The sequence below is a fragment of the Haloarcula halophila genome, assembly GCF_029278565.1.
Classification (GTDB): Archaea; Halobacteriota; Halobacteria; order Halobacteriales; family Haloarculaceae; genus Haloarcula; species Haloarcula halophila.
This window is the reverse complement of the sequence record NZ_CP119559.1, coordinates 945644-961684: the sequence shown is the minus strand read 5'-3', so window position 1 is coordinate 961684 and position 16041 is coordinate 945644. Positions and strand designations below refer to the sequence as shown.

Sequence of the window (16041 nt, the reverse complement as noted above, 5' to 3'; positions counted from 1 at the left end):
CGAACGGGGAGCGTAGCGACCCGTGAGTCACGAAGCCTGAGCGAAGCCTTCGAACCGAGCGAGCGGGCAGAGCGAGGCGCGGAGCGCCTCGCTATCGAGCGGTAGAACCGCAAGTCGACGCCACCCGCGAGCAGTGGGGGTTGAGCGAAGCGAGACTCTCGTGGTAGGCGAACGGCAAACAGCGTGCGCCGTCCTTTGGATATCACCCGACGGGAATCGCTCGGGGGACACCGTGACCGCCGTCGCTCACTCCTGAAACCGAACGGCAACCGTCGTCCCGCCGTCCTCGTGTTCCACGACGCGGATCGACGGGAGCGACAGCCGTCCGGGCGCGATCGCCGCCAGGAGCCGGGACAGCTCCCCGAGCCGCTTTCGCGACAGCGTGTACACCGCCGAAAACGCTAGCACGCCCCACAGCACCGACGCCACAGCCCCCGGTGTCGCCGGTGCGGCGATGGCGACCAGGCCCGCGCCGAGACCGAGCAGGAAGTCCTCCGGTGCCCCAGAGTACCTGACGTATCGACGGGGGCGATGCCAGCGGCCGAGTAGGTGATTGAACACCGCCCGTTCGACCGTCGGGTTCCACGGCTCTGGCTCCGGACTGCCGCCGAAGACGTCCGAGAGGGCGTGCAGTGCGGCAGTGCCGAGTCCGGCGGCCACCAGGACCGTCGTCGTCGACGGCGCGAGGGCGACGCCAGCGGTAGCAGCCGCTGCCAGTCCCGTGTAGCCGACCGGGAAGTGCATCGTCTTCCGGTGGTGGCCGAAAACGTCGATATCAGGTGCCAGCCCGCCACAGAACGCCGCAGCGAGGACCAGCGGGGCTCCGACGTGCTCGCCCACCAGCGGGTACGAGAGGGCAGCCACCGCGACGCCCAACAGGGCGTGTGTCGTCGCCATCATCCCGAGTCCGTTCCTCTCGGTACGGCTCAATAGGAATAAAGAGTCGGGTCCGACCGGGGAGTCAGGACCCCTGTCCCACCTGGCGGAGGATGCGGTCTTTCAGCAGCAGGACGACCACCGAGACCACTGTCAACCCCGCAAGCATGACGGCGAAGGTTCCGAGCCGGCCCGCAGCGAACTCCTCTCCGGCGTAGGCGACTGCGAGGAACGAGGGTGCGCGACCGACCACCACGAGCACGAGAAACGTCCGCAGGCGGAGTTCCGAGAGCCCGGCGACGAGACAGAGGAGGTCGTCGGGGAACGTCGGGAGGAGAAAGAGGACGAAGAGGCCGGCCACGCCCCCTCGCTCGACGAAGCCGTCCCAGCGGTCGAGCGCGGCCGGATCGAGCACTCGCTCGACGTACGGGCGACCGTAGCGCCGTGCGAGGCCGAACACGATCGCGCTCCCGACGGTCACGCCGAGGAGACTGTAGGCGGTGCCCGCGAGCGTTCCGAAGAGGTACCCGCCGACGCCGCCCAGGACCTGGCCGGGGATCGGTGCCAGGATCACCTGGACCGTCTGGAGCGTGACGAACGCCAGCGGAGCGTAGATGCCCAACCCGGACAACCGCTGTCGGAGCCAGATCGGGTCGGTGAGTTCGGGGACCAGGACGTAGAGCGCCGCCGTGATCCCGAGGAGAGCGAGCAACAGCACGACCGAACGGAGGGCGGCGTCACGTCGCGCCCGCCGCGAGTCGAACACCCTGGGGCCGTCATCTGCAGTCTCTGTCGCGTTGTCGTCCGCCACGGTCACAGGAGCGAGAACGTCTTTCGTTTGGCGTTCTCGACGACCTTCGTGAGGAACTGCCAGCGGGAGGAGCGCCGCCAGACGGCGGCCGTCCGTCCGGCACGCATCCCCGCCAGTATCGTCTCGGCCGAGAGGGTGGCCTCCGGAAGTTCGACGGCCGTCGCCGCGTGGCCGATCCCGGCCACACGGTGAGCGTCGCTCCCGCCGTAGGCCGGATACTCCCGGACGGACGCGAACCGTTCGGCCTGTCGGTTCCGGATGTTGGTCAGCGTGTGGGCGTTGTACACTTCGATACCGTCGACGGCCGTGATCGCGTCGGCACTCGCACCGTGGCGGGACCGCTGGAACGGGTGAGGAACCACGGCAACACCGCCCTCCTGCTGGACTGCTCTCGCTGTCTCGGCCAACGGTCGGCCCGGGTCAGGTGGGTCGTCGACGCCGATCGCCAGGAGGTGACCGCCGGCCGTCGAGATCTCACAGCCGACGACCCCGACGAGATCGTACTCGGGAGCCAGATCGGCGACGATGCGTGCGCCTTCGACGGTGTCGTGGTCGGTAACGACGACCGCGTCCAGCCCGACCTCACGGGCACGGGCTAGCAGCGTCTCGGGCATCGTCTGTGCGTCGTAGGACGCGACAGTGTGGAGGTGCGGATCGACGCGGACGGTCCGGCTACTGCCCTCCGGTCCGGGACCGCTCATACGTACCCGAATTCCAGCGCCAGCGCGAGTCCGGCCGCGATCCCGGCCCCGAGTGCGGCCAGCAGATGGCTCACGTCGGTCTTGTAGGCCTTGTAGTCGGAGACCATCAGCGGGCAGACGGCGGTGACGACGAGTCCGGCGAGCCAGCCGTTCCAACCGGGGACCAGCGCCCAGAGGAAGTAGTTCGTGACGACGACGAGGTTCGTGTGGACCACCGTCGTCCCGTGGTAGTAACTCGCATCACCGTCCGAACCAAAGCCCTCGCTGTTGTGCCGGACGAGACGGAGGCCGCCGAAGGCGAACACGAGGAACCCGACGAGCAGGCTGGCTACGTCGTTCGGTGCCAACACCGTATGATACAGCAGGACGGCGGGCACCAGGTAGGCGAAGATGTCGATGAAGGAGTCGACCTGTCGGCCGAACGGCGAGGAGGTGCCAGTTCGTCTGGCGTACCAGCCGTCGGCCTTGTCGAGCGCGAAGGCCCCGAACATGGCGAGCAACGCCAGGTTCGGCTCGTCCCGGACGAACAGGAGCGCGCTCCCCCAGCCGACCAGCAGCGCGGCCAGGCTGATGTAGTCGGCCCCGGTGAGTTGGTCGACGACGTTCGTTCGATCCGCCGTGTTCGTCACGCGACGGTCGGCCCAGACGCCCCGGATCGCCTCTCTGAGTTCCCCGGTCATCCGCTCGTGTGGAGTCACGCCGCCTCAAAGTATAAATCTGGCCCGTCAATTATTTACTCAATTCTAATCTATATAGCTACCGACCACTCGGTAGCCGTCCGGACCGCTTTTCAGACCTCGGTGACCGCTCGATGGGAGAACGGGCCGATCCTGACGTACCGTCGCTTGTGGGTCGGTTCGAACCCGTGGCGCTCGAACAGCGACCGGGAGGGGACGTTGTCTATGGCGACGAGAGCCGTCACGCTGTCGACACCCGCCGAACGCGCCCGTCGGAGTGCGGTCTCGACCATCGCCGTCGCGACCCCGCGGTTCCGATGGGCGGGATCGACGAACACCCGCCGGACGTACCCTCCACCGAACGCCAGCGTCCGCTCTAGAGGACGGATGTTATGGCGTGTATCGACCGAGAGGAAGAGGTAGCCGACGGGAGTATTCCCGTCGAGGGCGGCGATGACGGTCTCGTCGCCGAGCAGTTCCGTCGTCGGGGCATCGAGCGACGCGACACGGTCTGGCTGAACCTGCTCGACTGTGAGTTCGTTCCCGTCCCTGGGTGTCTCGTCCTGTTCGCCCTCCAACGTGGCGACGTACTCGATCATCGACGTCGCAGTGACACCCAGCCGTCCCAGTGCCTCGTAGGCCGCGCGCCCGTACCGGTTCCGGGTGAGCCGCCAGAGTTGCATCCGTCCGGTTCTCCGCGAGGAGTCGGCATAAATGACCGTGTGTCGGCCGTTCCCACCGGCTGGGAACGGGCTGGACCCGTTTTTTGTGGGGACACCAAGGCACAGATATGGGACAACTGGACCACGAGGTCGACGCTCCGCGGGGCGCGACGAGCCGGGAGTGGGAGGTGTTCGTCCGCGAGGACGCCACGGAGCCACTCACCCACGCCGGCAGTGTCAGTGCGCCTGCTGAGGAGGTCGCCCACGAGCAGGCGACGAAACTGTTCGGCCACGCCGCCGTGGCGCTGTGGCTGTGTCCGGCCGACGAGACCCGGCGGTATCAGGACGAGTCGCTGGCGCTGGACCCTGGGGAAAGCGACGGGGACGCCACGATGGACGAGTCCGAGATGCGCGCCGAGACGCTGCGGGGTGAGGACGCGTGATCTCCGTTTCGAAGTTGCTCTGTGACTTAGACGCAGAGGGCGACGGCCTGCGCTACGACGCGGCCGACGACTCGACGAAGGCCCAGATCCGCGAGGAAAAGCAACGCCGCCCCGTCGTCGTCTGGAATGTCACCAAGCAGTGTAATCTCTACTGTGATCACTGTTACGCGGCCGCTGACACCGACATCGCCGACGGCGAACTCTCGACGGCCGAGGGGAAAGCGCTACTCTCTGATCTCGCCGACTACGGCGCACCGGTCGTCCTCTTTTCCGGTGGCGAACCGCTCGTGCGCCAGGACCTCGAAGAGCTGGTCGCCTACGCCAACGAGGTCGGAGTCCGGCCGGTGCTCTCGACCAACGGGACGCTCATCACCGAGGAACGGGCGGAGTCGCTGAAAGCCGCCGGACTGAAGTACGCCGGCGTCTCCGTCGACGGCCTCCCCGAAGCCAACGACGACTTCCGCGGGATGGAGGGTGCTTTCGACGGGGCGATCCAGGGCATCGAGCACTGTCTCGACGCCGGCCTCAAGACCGGCCTCCGGTACACGATCACCGACCGGAACGCGCCGGATCTGGAGGGAGTCGTCGACCTCTTGACCGACGTGGGTGTCGACCGGTTCTGTTTCTATCACCTGGACTACGGCGGTCGCGGGACCGAGATCGTCGACGCCGACCTCACGCCCGTCGAGCGCCGGGACGCCGTCGAGCGCGTCTGTGACATGACTCGCGACTACCACGACCGGGGCGAGGAGATCGAGACGCTGCTCGTCGGCAACTACACCGACGCCGCGTACCTCGTCGAGTACGCCCGCGAACACCTCGGGGAGGCACAGGCCCGCCGTGTCTACGAGTACCTCCAGATAAACGGCGGCGATCCCACCGGCGAACGGGTCGCGGACGTCGACTACCAGGGTAACGTCCATCCCACCCAGTTCTGGCAGGGGTACACGCTCGGGAACGTCCGTGACCGACCCTTCGGTGCGATCTGGGAGGACGAGTCCAACCCGCTACTTCGGGGACTGCGAGAGCGTGAAGAGCACCTCACCGGGAACTGTGCGGACTGCCGATACGCGGAGATCTGTCGTGGAGCCTCTCGACTCCGTGCGCTCACCGTCGAAAACGACCTGTTCGCACCGGACCCGCAGTGTTACCTCGAAGACAGCGAGATCCACGGTCCGGAACCGTTCGCCGACACCGGTCCCACGGGGACGGCGGACTGAGCGAGTCCCCTCCCCCTACTTCAATGGCCTCTGCAAGAAGGGCTGGGACGTAGTAGGTTTCGTCCCGAACATCTACGTGCGGCCGTGAGAGACCGGCCGTGCAGGTAGCTGTCGTGCTCCGGCATGGGAGCACCGACTCGCTCATACGGGTCGCGGTCGTCCGGTGGGCTCGGACGACCCGATCGGATGACACCAGTGGACCACCTGCGTCATGGGGCACCCGTCTCGGGCGCCGGGATCGCTCGTCTCACCTCGTTTCCCGGCTTTCACTGTCGGATCGACCCGGCAGAACGGTCTGTCGACTGCGTACCGAGGTGTTTTTGCCCTGTCCTCGTCTACTCACGAGCGTGCTGTCGGTCGAGCTTCATACACACTCGTCGCTCTCCTACGACGGTCGGGACCCCGTCGAGTTGCTCCTAGAGCAGGCCGCGGCCGTCGGGTTGGACGCGCTCGCGGTCACTGATCACGACGAGATCGACGCGAGCCTCCGGGCGGCCGAACTCGCCCCCGAGTACGGTCTGGTCGGGATCACCGGCATGGAGGTGACCTGCGCCGCCGGTCACGTGTTGGCGCTGGGTATCACCGAGGCGATCCCCAAGGGGTTACCGTTCGACGAGACGCTCGACCGCATCCGCGACCAGGGTGGGACCGCCGTCGTTCCCCACCCCTTCCAGGAGTCCCGACACGGGGTACTCGAACACATCTCGAAGGACGAACTCGCGACGGCCGACGCCATCGAGGTGTACAACTCCCGGCTGCTGACCGGTCGGTCGAACCGACAGGCAGAGCGCTTTGCCAGACGCCGTGGCCTGCCGATGACCGCCGGTAGCGACGCCCATATCGCCGAGATGGTCGGCCAGGCGGTCACCAACGTCGACGCCGACGACCGCACACAGGAGGCGATTCTCGCAGCGATCAAGGAGGGTCGAACGACCGTCGAGGGCGAGCGGACCCCCTGGCGGATCAGCTTCCGGCAGGCCGCCGGTGGGGCGAAACGCCGCGTGAAGAACCGTCTCCGAGGATTCTTGAGCTGATGGCTCTCCAAGGTGCATCACGGGCAGCGGTCGCGGCGGCACTCGACAGCGGCGACCCACTGCCGGGCACCGCCGGGTTCGCTGGCGAGATCGACGGCCGACTCGTTCGGGACGTCCTCGGTCGGTACCCGCTGTTCGTCGAGAGAGACGGCGACGGAGGGGGAGAGTGGAGCGCCGACCCGGCCGACCTCGTCGATCCGGTGTCGTTCCCGGCCGGTCACGTCCGCACCGAGGCGGGCACACGCCAGGTCTTCTCGCTGCCGGACCCGACACCGATCGACGACGACGAGCGGGCCGTCGCGACCGTCCGTGAAGCCGTCGAGACGAGCGTCGACGCCGTCGGGACCGACGGCCTCGCGATCGCCTTCTCGGGTGGCGTCGACTCGGCGCTGCTTGCGGCCCGACTCGACGCGCCGCTGTACGTCGCCGGCTTCCCCGACAGCCACGACGTCGAGGCGGCCCGCTCGGCGGCCGACCTGCTCGGTCGGGACCTGCGCGTCGTCGAACTGACTCACGACGCCATCGAGCGGGCAGTCCCCGAAATCGTCGCCGCGACCGGGCGGACCAACGCGATGGCCGTCCAGATCGCACTTCCGTTGTCTCTCACGGCCGAGCGCGTCGCCGCGGACGGCTTCGATCGGCTCGCGGTCGGACAGGGTGCCGACGAACTGTTCGGCGGCTACGCGAAGGTCGCGAAGGCACCCGAGGACCCCCGCGTCGAAGCCGAGACGGTCCGGCGCGCCCAGCGGGAGGTCGTCGCCACCCTCGCCGATCAACTCGAACGGGACGTGTTGGCCCTGCGAGCGGCCGGCGTCGAACCGGTCGCGCCGCTGTTGCACGACCGCGTGGTCGAGGCGGCGCTTCGCCTGGACGACCACCACCTCGTCGACGGCGAGACCCGCAAGTGGGCGCTCCGGCAGGCCGCTACCGACTCGCTGCCCGAGGCCATCGCGACGCGGGACAAGAAGGCCGCACAGTACGGCTCGCTGGCCGCTCGGGAACTCGACCGGCTGGCCAGACAGGCCGGCTACAAGCGCCGGATGGACGACCACGTCACCCAGTACGTCGAGTCCCTGGTCGAGTGACCGTCACGGCTCGGCGACCCGCTCGATGGCTCGCAGACCGATCTCGGCGACGTCTGCCGGAAGCCGGTCGGCACTCGCTTCGATGTCCGCGGCGGTGAACCACTCCCAGTCGTCGGCCGGCTGTTCGCCCGGTCCGGGGTCGATCTCGCGGCTGTCGGCGGCCCCGTAGAAGATGAAGTCGATGTGCTGGTGGCCGACCGCGCCGTCGGCGTCGACGTTGATGTCCTCCAGCAGGAAGTGCTGTGGCTGTGGGATCGACTCGACCGTCTCGCTCTCGATGGACTCCTGGGGCGCGACCAGGTCGACGTCGAGCCCGAGTTCCTCGCGGGTCTCCCGGAGCGCGGCTTCGTGGGGGAGTTCGTCGCGGTCGACGTGACCACCGGCGGGGAGCCACATCCCCAGTTTGTCGTGTTCGTGTAGCGCGACAGCGCCGTCGCTGACGACGTAGACGGTCGCGACGAAGTGCCGGGTCGTCTCCATATCGCCTGCGAGGAGACGGACGGTGCTCTAGGTTACGGTCGAGAAGTCAGGGGTGAACTTCGTCCTCGGCTTCCAGCAGTTCGTGGTAGCGGTTGCGGATGGTGACTTCCGAGATGTTCGCCACTTCGCTGACCTCGCTCTGGGTGACCTTCTCGTTGGTCAGCAGCGAGGCCGCGTAGACGGCCGCGGCCGCCAGTCCGACCGGGGACTTCCCGGAATGGACGCCCTGCTGTTTGGCGTTCTGCAGCAGTTGCCGGGCTCGGCGCTCGACCTCCTCGGAGAGTTCGAGGTCCGAGGCGAACCGTGGGACGTAGCTCTCGGGGTCGGCGGGCTGGATCTCCAGGTTGAGTTCCCGGACGACGTAGCGGTAGGTGCGGGCGATCTCGTCTTTGTCGACGCGGGAGACGTTGGCGATCTCGTCCAGCGACCGGGGGGTCCCGGCCTGGCGGGCCGCGGCGTACAGCGACGCCGTCGAGACGCCCTCGATGGACCGTCCCGGGAGGAGGTCCTCGTCGAGCGCCCGGCGGTAGATCACACTGGCAGTCTCGCGGACGTTCTCGGGCAGGCCAAGCGCGGAGGCCATCCGATCGATCTCGCCCAGTGCCTGCTTGAGGTTGCGTTCCTTGGAGTCCCGTGTCCGGAACCGCTCGTTCCAGGTTCGCAGCCGCTGCATCTTCTCACGCTGGCGCGAGGACAGGGAGTTGCCGTAGGCGTCCTTGTCCTGCCAGCCGATGTTCGTCGAGAGCCCCTTGTCGTGCATCATGTTCGTCGTCGGCGCACCGACGCGGGACTTCTCGTCTTTCTCCTTGGAGTCGAACGCACGCCACTCGGGGCCGGGGTCGATCTCGTCCTCCTCGACGACCAGGCCGCAGTCTTCGCAGACGGTCTCTCCGCGTTCGCTGTCCGAAAGCAGGGAGCCACCACATTCTGGACAGACGAGCGACTCCTCTTGCTCGTCTGTCTGCTCGTCTTCTGTGTCGCGTTCACTCGTGTATCGGCGGATGGTGGTGTCGGTCATTGGTTACGTACAGACGGGTCTGAATACCCGGAAAACGTATGATTCATCTCATTATTATGGACGGAGAAACTTAAATCCTCTGCCTACTCTGTAAGCATTCCTTTCGGAATCCAAAAGAGAGTTTTACGATTCGGATACTCCCTCCGGTCTCGTCGACGGCGAACGGACGCTGGTTTCGAAACGCTTACCGACGGGCCAGTACTCCCAGCGGACATGAGCGACAGCGCCGTCGACCCCGAGGAAGTCCGCCACGTCGCGGACCTCGCTCGTGTCGACCTCGGCGACGAGGAAGTCGAGCGGTTCACCGAGCAGTTCGGCGATATCCTCGACGCGTTCGAGGCCCTCGACGAGGTACCGGAGACGGACCGAGAACCGGAGTTGGCGAACGTGATGCGCCCCGACGAGGTCCGTGAGAGCCTGAGCCAACAGGACGCGCTCCAGAACGCCCCCGAATCGGAGGAGGGGCAGTTCAAGGGGCCGAAGGTATCCTGAGATGACCGAGTACAACGGGTACATCACCACGGAGACGATCGAGGGGGCCGACGACGGCCCGCTCGCGGGCAGGACCGTCGCCGTCAAGGACAACATCTCGACCGAGGGCGTCCAGACGACGGCCGGCTCGGCCATGCTGGAGGGGTACGTCCCGCCCTACGACGCGACGGTCGTCCGGCGGCTGAAAGAGGCCGGCGCGACCGTCCCCGGGAAGACCAACATGGACGAGTTCGGGATGGGGACGACGACCGAGACCTCCGCGTACGGCGCCGTCGAGAACCCGGTCGCCGAGGGTCACGTCCCCGGTGGCTCCTCCGGTGGCTCGGCAGCGGTCGTCGCCGCCGGCGACGCCGACATGGCGCTGGGCTCGGACACCGGCGGTTCGATCCGCTGTCCGGCCGCGTTCTGTGGCGTCGTCGGCATCAAGCCGACCTACGGACTGGTCTCCCGGTACGGGCTCATCGCCTACGCCAACAGCCTCGAACAGATCGGGCCGATCGCCCCTTCCGTCGAGGAGGCCGCCGAACTGCTGGAGGTGCTTGCCGGGCCGGACGAACACGACGCGACGACACGCGAAGCGCCCGACGCCGCGGAATCCTACGCCGACGCCGCCGACGGCGACGTCGACGGGCTCTCGATCGGCGTCCCGACGGAACTGTTAGACGGGGCCGACGAGGCCGTCGTCGAGACGTTCTGGGACGCCATGGACGACCTGGAAGCACAGGGCGCGAGCTACCACGAGGTCGACCTCCCAAGTGTCGAACACGCCGTCGAGGCCTACTACGTCATCGCGATGTCGGAAGCCTCCTCGAACCTCGCGCGGTTCGACGGCGTCCGCTACGGACAGTCGGGCGGCTTCGAGGGCAACTGGAACGAGAGTTTCGCCAACGCCCGCGAGGAGGGGTTCGGCGAGGAGGTCAAACGCCGCATCCTCCTGGGAACCTACGCCCTCTCCGCTGGCTATCACGACAAGTACTACAAGAAGGCACAGGACGCCCGGGCCTGGGTCAAACAGGACTTCGACGAGGCGCTTACCGACGCCGACGTACTGGCCTCGCCGACCATGCCCGTCCCGCCGATGGAACGCGGCGAGAGCCTCGACGATCCGCTGACGATGTACCTCGCCGACGCGAACACGACGCCGGTGAACCTCGCGAACCTCCCGGCGATCTCCGTGCCCGCCGGCGAGACCGACGACGGCCTCCCGGTCGGCCTCCAGATCGTCGGTCCCGCCTTCGGCGAGCGGGCGATCATCCGGGCCGGATCGGCGCTGGCGTAGCGGCGACAGTCGACCCGACGATACGTTTTTCCACCGTCGGACCGACTTCGAGACGATGGGAGTGACGGGACCTCACACCTGGCGACTGCGGGCACGACTTCTGGTGCTCGGCGTCGTCCTCGTCGCCTTCGACGCCGTCGCGGTCGCCGTCGCCTACGGACTGGCGCATCTCGCTGTCGGCCTGGCACCGTTGCTCTGGAGCGATCCCGGCGGGCTGTTCTCGGTCGGATTCGGGACCGGGCTTCTGGTGCCGGTCGTAGTCGTCGGGACGCCGCTGGTGTTGGTCGCGCAGTCGGTGTTCGGCTACCGGATGACACTTCGGGAGGGACTGTCCGGAGCCACCGATCCGAGCGAGACGACCCCCGACAGTATCGCGGCGATGCGCCGGAAGATCGACCGGCAGGACGCTGTCCAGTCGGTCCGAAAGCGGGTCGACCGCCTCGCCCATACCGCCGACATGGCACCACCGGACGTCTCGATCGTCGAGTCGGCGACGCCCAACAGTTTCGTCGCCAGCAGGCCCGGCGAGCGGACGCTCGTCGTGACGACGGCGCTGGTCGAGGCCCTCGCCGACGAGGAACTCGACGCGGTGCTCGCCCACGAACTCGCCCACCTCAAACACGGGGACTCGGTCGTGATGACCGCCGCCGCCTTCCTCCCGACGGTGACCGACCGCTGCCGGGCGATCGCCGTCGGAGTGTTGCGCCGCTCGTTCCTGACGGCGTGGCTCTTCGACACCGACGGCAGTGCCGACGCCAGGACGCTCATCGCCGGGCAGTTCGAGATCGCTCTCGTGGTGTTCGCGGTGGCCGTGCTGCCGGTCGTCGCGGTGCTGTCGCTGGCCAGCACCGCCTGCTATCGGTTGCTCTCCCGGATCAGGGAGTACGCTGCCGACGCGGGTGCGGTCGCGATCTGTGGCTCGCCGGCGGCGATGGCCAGCGCCCTGGAGACGCTGACGACCGACCACCGACCCGACGGTGACCTCCGGGCCGCCGAAACCGGCGTCCGGGAACTGTGTGTTCTTCCCCACTCCATCGAGGACGATCCCGGTGACAGCGGTGGCTCCGGCGGCGTGGCCGGGCGGATCGGCGGTGGCTGGGCGAACCTCCACGCTCGGTTGCTTCCGGGGTCCCATCCCGATATCGACGACCGACTCCACGCTCTGCGGGACCGCCAGGCGGCCGTCGACGACGCCGACGAGTCGACGTTCTAATCCGCGGCAGCGGTTAGCCAGTGGGGTCCGACCGAGTCGTATGGCACTCGACGATCCGTCCTGGCTCCACTGGCCGACGATGACGAAGGCGCTCACACTGGGTGTCGGTGTCGGACTCGTCGTCGCCGTCGGTATCGGCGATCTCTACGTCGGTCTCCTCCTCGGCGTGGTCAACGGACTCGCGTTCGGCGTCGGGCTCTCGCGGACGCGAGACGCCGATTGATACGACAGCCGACACGTTTTAGTTCCGCCGGCTGGAACTGACGAATATGGCCCCCGACGCACGTTCCTCCATCGCCCGATACGGTCGGCTGTTCGGGTTACTCCTCGTCCTAGTCGCCTTCGACGTCGTCGCCGTCGCCGCGGCGTACGTCCTGGGACACGTCTTCTTCGCCATCGTCACGACGTTGCAGTTCAACCCCGACATGGCAGCGATGATCCTGCGGTTCGACGTCGTCCCGCTGGTCCCGTTCCTGCTGGTCGGAACGCCGCTGACGTTGGTCGCACAGTCGGTGTTCGGCTACCGGATGACCCTCCGGGATATCGACACCGTCCCGACCGAGGCCGATGGGACTGACCTGGCGGCCGACGACCTCGCCGGCCGGGTCGCCAAACTGGCACACACCGCCGGGATGACGCCGCCCGACGTCCGGTTGGTCGATTCGGAGACGCCCAACAGCTTCGTCGCCAGCCGACCCGGCGAGCGGACGCTGTTCGTGACGACGGCGCTGGTCGAGGCCCTCGATAGCGACGAACTCGACGCGGTGCTCGCCCACGAACTCGCCCACCTCGACAACGGGGATTCGTTCGTGATGACTGCCGCTGGGTTCCTTCCGACGATGACGACCCGGTTCGTCGAGCGACTCTTCGAGGACGCCGACGACTCGCCGCTGTTCAGACGGCTCCGGGGCGAGGCCGTCGACTGGGACTTCACCGCAGTGGCGAAGTCCTACAACCCGCTGATGGTGCTGCTGTTCCTCCCGGCCGCACTCCCGGCCGCGGGTGGACTGTATCTCGCCAGCACCGCCTGTTATCGGTTGCTCTCCCGGATCAGGGAGTACGCGGCCGACGCGGGCGGGGTCGCGATCTGTGGCTCGCCGGCGGCGATGGCCAGCGCCCTGGAGACGCTTACGACCGACCACCGGCCCGACAGTGATCTCCGAGCCGCCGAAACCGGCCTCCGGGAGCTGTGTGTCCTCCCTTACACGATCGAGCCGGAACCGGCGGACGGGACCGACGATCCCGACCGGTTCGACCGCATCGCACGGCGCTGGGACGCCGTCTGTACCGCCGTGTTGCCCGGCTCGCATCCTGACCCGCAGGACCGGATCGCCGCACTCCGCGAGCGCCAGGCGTCCCTGGAGCGCACGGGGTGAGCGCCCGACCGGTTTTGTCCCTGGCGCGCTAACGGTTCGCCGTGACGACCATCCTCGTCTGGCACCGGAGCGACCTCCGAACGGTCGACAGCCCGGCCCTTGCGGCCGCACACGAGGACGGTGACCGCATCGCCCCCGCCTTCGTCGTCGACCCGCGCTACTACGGGGCCGACGGGCTAGCCTGTGACGCCCGCCTCCAGTTCCTCCAGGAGTGTCTGGAGGACCTCCGGGACCAGTACCGTGACCTCGGGAGCGACCTGGCACTGCTCGACGGGGACCCGCGCCGCCGACTCCGGGCGCTGCTCGATTCCGGGGCCGTCGACGCTGTCTACTACAACCGCCACCCGACGGCACGCCACGGCAGACGAGTCGCCGAGACGGTCCGGTCGTGGGCGGAGACGACCGCCGTCGCCGCCGACGGCCTGCGGTATCCAGACAGCCGCCACCACGACGGAACCGTCGCCGTGGACACGCGCGAGGGATGGGACGACCACTGCGAGGCGTACTTCGAGAGCGACCCTGTTCCCCGTCCGGAGGCGCTGTCGGCCAACCCGGTCGACAGCGACGTGACACTCGACGCCGTCGCCGACCGGTTCGCGGACCCGGACAAGCGCGACCTCCCCCGCGGTGGGACGGTCGCGGCAAACGCCCGCCTGGAGGGGTTCTGTGACCGGATCGGTTCCTACCCCTCGGTCGTCTCCCCGCCAGCGGCCGCACAGGACCGATCCTCGCGGCTCTCGGCCGATCTGGCCTTCGGGACGCTCTCGCCGCGACAGGTCTACCGGCGGGTCCAGCAGTGTCCGGACGGGCGCGGTCGGTCGATGTACGTCTCCCGGCTCTACTGGAACCGCCACTACCACCAGAAACTGGCCGACTGGCCGGGCTGGACCGACCGGGCGGTGAATCCCGTCTTTCGGGGGCTGTTCCGGGAGGAACACGATCCCGAACTCGACGAGGCCTGGCAGACCGGAGGGACCGGCTTCCCGATGGTCGACGCGGCGATGCGGGCGCTGACCGAGACCGGCTACATCAACTTCCGGATGCGGGCGATGGTCGCGGCGGTGTACGTCTACGTCCTCAAGCAGTGGTGGAAACGCGGCGCCGATTTCATGTACGCCCACCTGCTGGACGCCGACGCGGCGATCAACTACACGCAGTGGCAGTCACAGTGTAACCTCACCGGCGTCCATCCGGTCCGGGTGTACGATCCGGCCAAACAGCAACGGGAGTACGACCCCGACGGCGAGTTCGTCCGCGAGTACGTCCCCGAGTTGGCCCCGCTCCCGGACGAGCACTTGGCCGAGCCGGCACAGGCCCCGGTCCACGTCCAGCGGGAGTGTGGCGTCGACATCGGCGAGGACTACCCCTATCCCGTCGTCGACTACGACCACGAGGCCGACCGCGCCCGGGAGATCTACGCCGACCTGGCCGACCGGGCACGGGAGGCACTCTCGGACCCGCGTCTCCGGCGGCGCTGCTCGTTCTCGAACCGCGGGCGAGACAGAACCGACGGGGACGACGGGCACGGCACGCGTGGACAGGCGACGCTCAGTGACTTCTGACGGGTGACAACACGCCCTCGTAGACCGACGCGAGCCGATCGATCGCGTGCCCGACCCCGACCCGCTCCCGGCGGGCCAGACAGTTCTCCCGGAGCCGAGTGGACTCAGCGAGGGTCCGTTCGATCGCCCGGCGGAACCCGTCGATATCCCCTTCGTCGTAGCTGTAGCCCGTCTCGCCGTCCTCGATCGTGTCGCTGAGCGCGCCCGCGTCGACGCCGGCGACGGGGGTCCCACAGCAGTTGGCCTCCAGGGCGACGAGCCCCTGGGTTTCGACCGGGCTGGGGAACGCGAAGACGTCGAGCGCGCTGTACAGTCCCGGCAGTTCCTCCCGGTCGAGAAAGCCCAGGAACCGCACGTCGACGGCGCTCTCGGCGGCAGTCGCCTCCAGCTCCTCTCGGGCCGGGCCGTCCCCGCCGAAGACGACGGTCACGTCCAGCCCCTCGCAGGCGGCGACGATGTCCTCCAGGCACTTCTCGTACCCGTGTCGGCCCGTATAGCCCACGAGCGGGCCGTCCGGGAGGTCGTGGCGTTCGCGGAAGGCGTCCCGATCTTTCGGTTCGAAGAAGTCGGTGTCGACGCCGTTCGAGATAACCGCGACCTCGACGTCGACGCCCAGGTCCCGGATGTAGTCGGCGGTGCGATCGCTGGGGGCGACGACCACGTCGGCCCGGTCCAGGTACCACCGCTCGTAGCTCTCGGCGCTCGATCGAACCGCGGCCTCGACGGCCCCGTTGAACGAGACGTACTCGGCGTACTCCGCGGTCGGCGTGTGATAGGAGGCGACGAGTGGGACGTCGAGTTTCCGGGCGAGCCGCTGGCCGGCCATCCCGAGACTGAACGGAGTATGAGCGTGGACCAGGTCGGCGTTCCGGACCCCTCCCGGGATCTGTGGCATCCCCAGGCGGTACCCCTCGTAGAACGGGAACGGGAGGCTACGGACGGGGTGTTCGCCCGCAGTCGGCTCGTGTGCACTGCGCGGGTAGACGACGTCCATCCGGCCACCACGGGCCTGCCAGTGGTCCCGCCAGGTCTTGACCGTGTAGGTGACCCCGTTGACCGTCGGGAGGTAGGTGTCCGTGAACGTCGCGACGTGTGGCAGTGCCATCGCAGCG

Annotated in this window: 18 protein-coding genes; 10 read left to right on the top strand and 8 right to left on the bottom strand. The window is 68.0% G+C overall.

The window, feature by feature from the left end:
• Positions 1–246 precede the first annotated feature (246 nt).
• The 5 genes from P0204_RS05075 to P0204_RS05055 all read right to left on the bottom strand — a co-directional run bounded on the left by P0204_RS05075 (position 247) and on the right by P0204_RS05055 (position 3748).
• Complete coding sequence (locus P0204_RS05075) at positions 247–897, bottom strand: metal-dependent hydrolase (protein ID WP_276222237.1); 651 nt, start codon at positions 895–897, stop codon at positions 247–249.
• Positions 898–961: 64 nt separating this feature from the next.
• Positions 962–1687, bottom strand: a complete 726-nt coding sequence (locus tag P0204_RS05070; protein ID WP_276222234.1) for a TVP38/TMEM64 family protein — start codon at positions 1685–1687, stop codon at positions 962–964.
• Positions 1688–1689: 2 nt separating this feature from the next.
• Positions 1690–2388, bottom strand: coding sequence for a PHP domain-containing protein (locus P0204_RS05065; RefSeq protein WP_276222233.1), 699 nt, complete (start codon positions 2386–2388; stop codon positions 1690–1692).
• The gene (locus P0204_RS05060; protein WP_276222231.1) at positions 2385–3068 is read right to left on the bottom strand and encodes a CDP-alcohol phosphatidyltransferase family protein; all 684 of its coding nucleotides are present in this window, start codon (positions 3066–3068) and stop codon (positions 2385–2387) included. The genes P0204_RS05065 and P0204_RS05060 overlap by 4 nt, the downstream gene beginning before the upstream one ends.
• A gap of 110 nt (positions 3069–3178) precedes the next feature.
• Entirely contained in the window at positions 3179–3748 is a 570-nt protein-coding gene (locus P0204_RS05055; protein WP_276222229.1) for a GNAT family N-acetyltransferase, read from the bottom strand.
• 107 nt (positions 3749–3855) lie between these two features.
• On the opposite strand from P0204_RS05055, the gene P0204_RS05050 reads away from it, so the two are divergent.
• From P0204_RS05050 to P0204_RS05035, 4 genes are all read left to right on the top strand, one after another.
• A complete protein-coding gene (locus P0204_RS05050) occupies positions 3856–4170 on the top strand; it encodes an Htur_1727 family rSAM-partnered candidate RiPP (RefSeq protein ID WP_276222227.1) in 315 nt (104 codons plus the stop codon).
• Positions 4167–5390, top strand: a complete 1224-nt coding sequence (locus P0204_RS05045; RefSeq protein ID WP_276222225.1) for a TIGR04347 family pseudo-SAM/SPASM protein — start codon at positions 4167–4169, stop codon at positions 5388–5390. Before P0204_RS05050 ends, P0204_RS05045 begins: the two co-directional genes overlap by 4 nt.
• A 347-nt stretch (positions 5391–5737) precedes the next feature.
• Positions 5738–6424: a PHP domain-containing protein gene (locus P0204_RS05040; RefSeq protein WP_276222223.1), complete on the top strand. Its 687-nt coding sequence runs from the start codon at positions 5738–5740 to the stop codon at positions 6422–6424.
• Entirely contained in the window at positions 6424–7509 is a 1086-nt protein-coding gene (locus P0204_RS05035; protein ID WP_276222221.1) for an asparagine synthase C-terminal domain-containing protein, read from the top strand. The genes P0204_RS05040 and P0204_RS05035 overlap by 1 nt, the downstream gene beginning before the upstream one ends.
• Before the next feature lie 3 nt (positions 7510–7512).
• Here the strand turns inward: P0204_RS05035 and P0204_RS05030 are convergent, their stop codons facing one another.
• Together P0204_RS05030 and P0204_RS05025 are read right to left on the bottom strand one after the other, a co-directional pair.
• Positions 7513–7989, bottom strand: a complete 477-nt coding sequence (locus tag P0204_RS05030) for an NUDIX hydrolase (RefSeq protein WP_276222219.1) — start codon at positions 7987–7989, stop codon at positions 7513–7515.
• A 46-nt stretch (positions 7990–8035) separates the two neighbouring features.
• On the bottom strand, positions 8036–9007 hold the full coding sequence (locus P0204_RS05025; protein WP_276222217.1) for a transcription initiation factor IIB: 972 nt from the start codon (positions 9005–9007) through the stop codon (positions 8036–8038).
• A gap of 213 nt (positions 9008–9220) precedes the next feature.
• Between P0204_RS05025 and gatC the strand changes: the two genes are divergently transcribed.
• The 6 genes from gatC to P0204_RS04995 are packed head-to-tail and all read left to right on the top strand — an operon-like array spanning position 9221 to position 14929.
• Positions 9221–9499, top strand: a complete 279-nt coding sequence (gene gatC, locus P0204_RS05020) for an Asp-tRNA(Asn)/Glu-tRNA(Gln) amidotransferase subunit GatC (protein WP_276222215.1) — start codon at positions 9221–9223, stop codon at positions 9497–9499.
• A gap of 1 nt (position 9500) precedes the next feature.
• On the top strand, positions 9501–10778 hold the full coding sequence (gene gatA, locus P0204_RS05015; RefSeq protein ID WP_276222213.1) for an Asp-tRNA(Asn)/Glu-tRNA(Gln) amidotransferase subunit GatA: 1278 nt from the start codon (positions 9501–9503) through the stop codon (positions 10776–10778).
• A gap of 55 nt (positions 10779–10833) precedes the next feature.
• Positions 10834–11991: a M48 family metallopeptidase gene (locus P0204_RS05010; RefSeq protein WP_276222211.1), complete on the top strand. Its 1158-nt coding sequence runs from the start codon at positions 10834–10836 to the stop codon at positions 11989–11991.
• A gap of 40 nt (positions 11992–12031) precedes the next feature.
• Positions 12032–12214: a hypothetical protein gene (locus tag P0204_RS05005; RefSeq protein WP_276222209.1), complete on the top strand. Its 183-nt coding sequence runs from the start codon at positions 12032–12034 to the stop codon at positions 12212–12214.
• A 46-nt stretch (positions 12215–12260) separates the two neighbouring features.
• A complete protein-coding gene (locus P0204_RS05000; protein ID WP_276222207.1) occupies positions 12261–13367 on the top strand; it encodes a M48 family metallopeptidase in 1107 nt (368 codons plus the stop codon).
• A gap of 41 nt (positions 13368–13408) precedes the next feature.
• Complete coding sequence (locus tag P0204_RS04995) at positions 13409–14929, top strand: FAD-binding domain-containing protein (protein ID WP_276222204.1); 1521 nt, start codon at positions 13409–13411, stop codon at positions 14927–14929.
• Here the strand turns inward: P0204_RS04995 and P0204_RS04990 are convergent.
• Entirely contained in the window at positions 14916–16034 is a 1119-nt protein-coding gene (locus tag P0204_RS04990) for a glycosyltransferase family 4 protein (RefSeq protein ID WP_276222203.1), read from the bottom strand. The two genes, P0204_RS04995 and P0204_RS04990, sit on opposite strands and share 14 nt — an antisense overlap.
• Positions 16035–16041 lie beyond the last annotated feature (7 nt).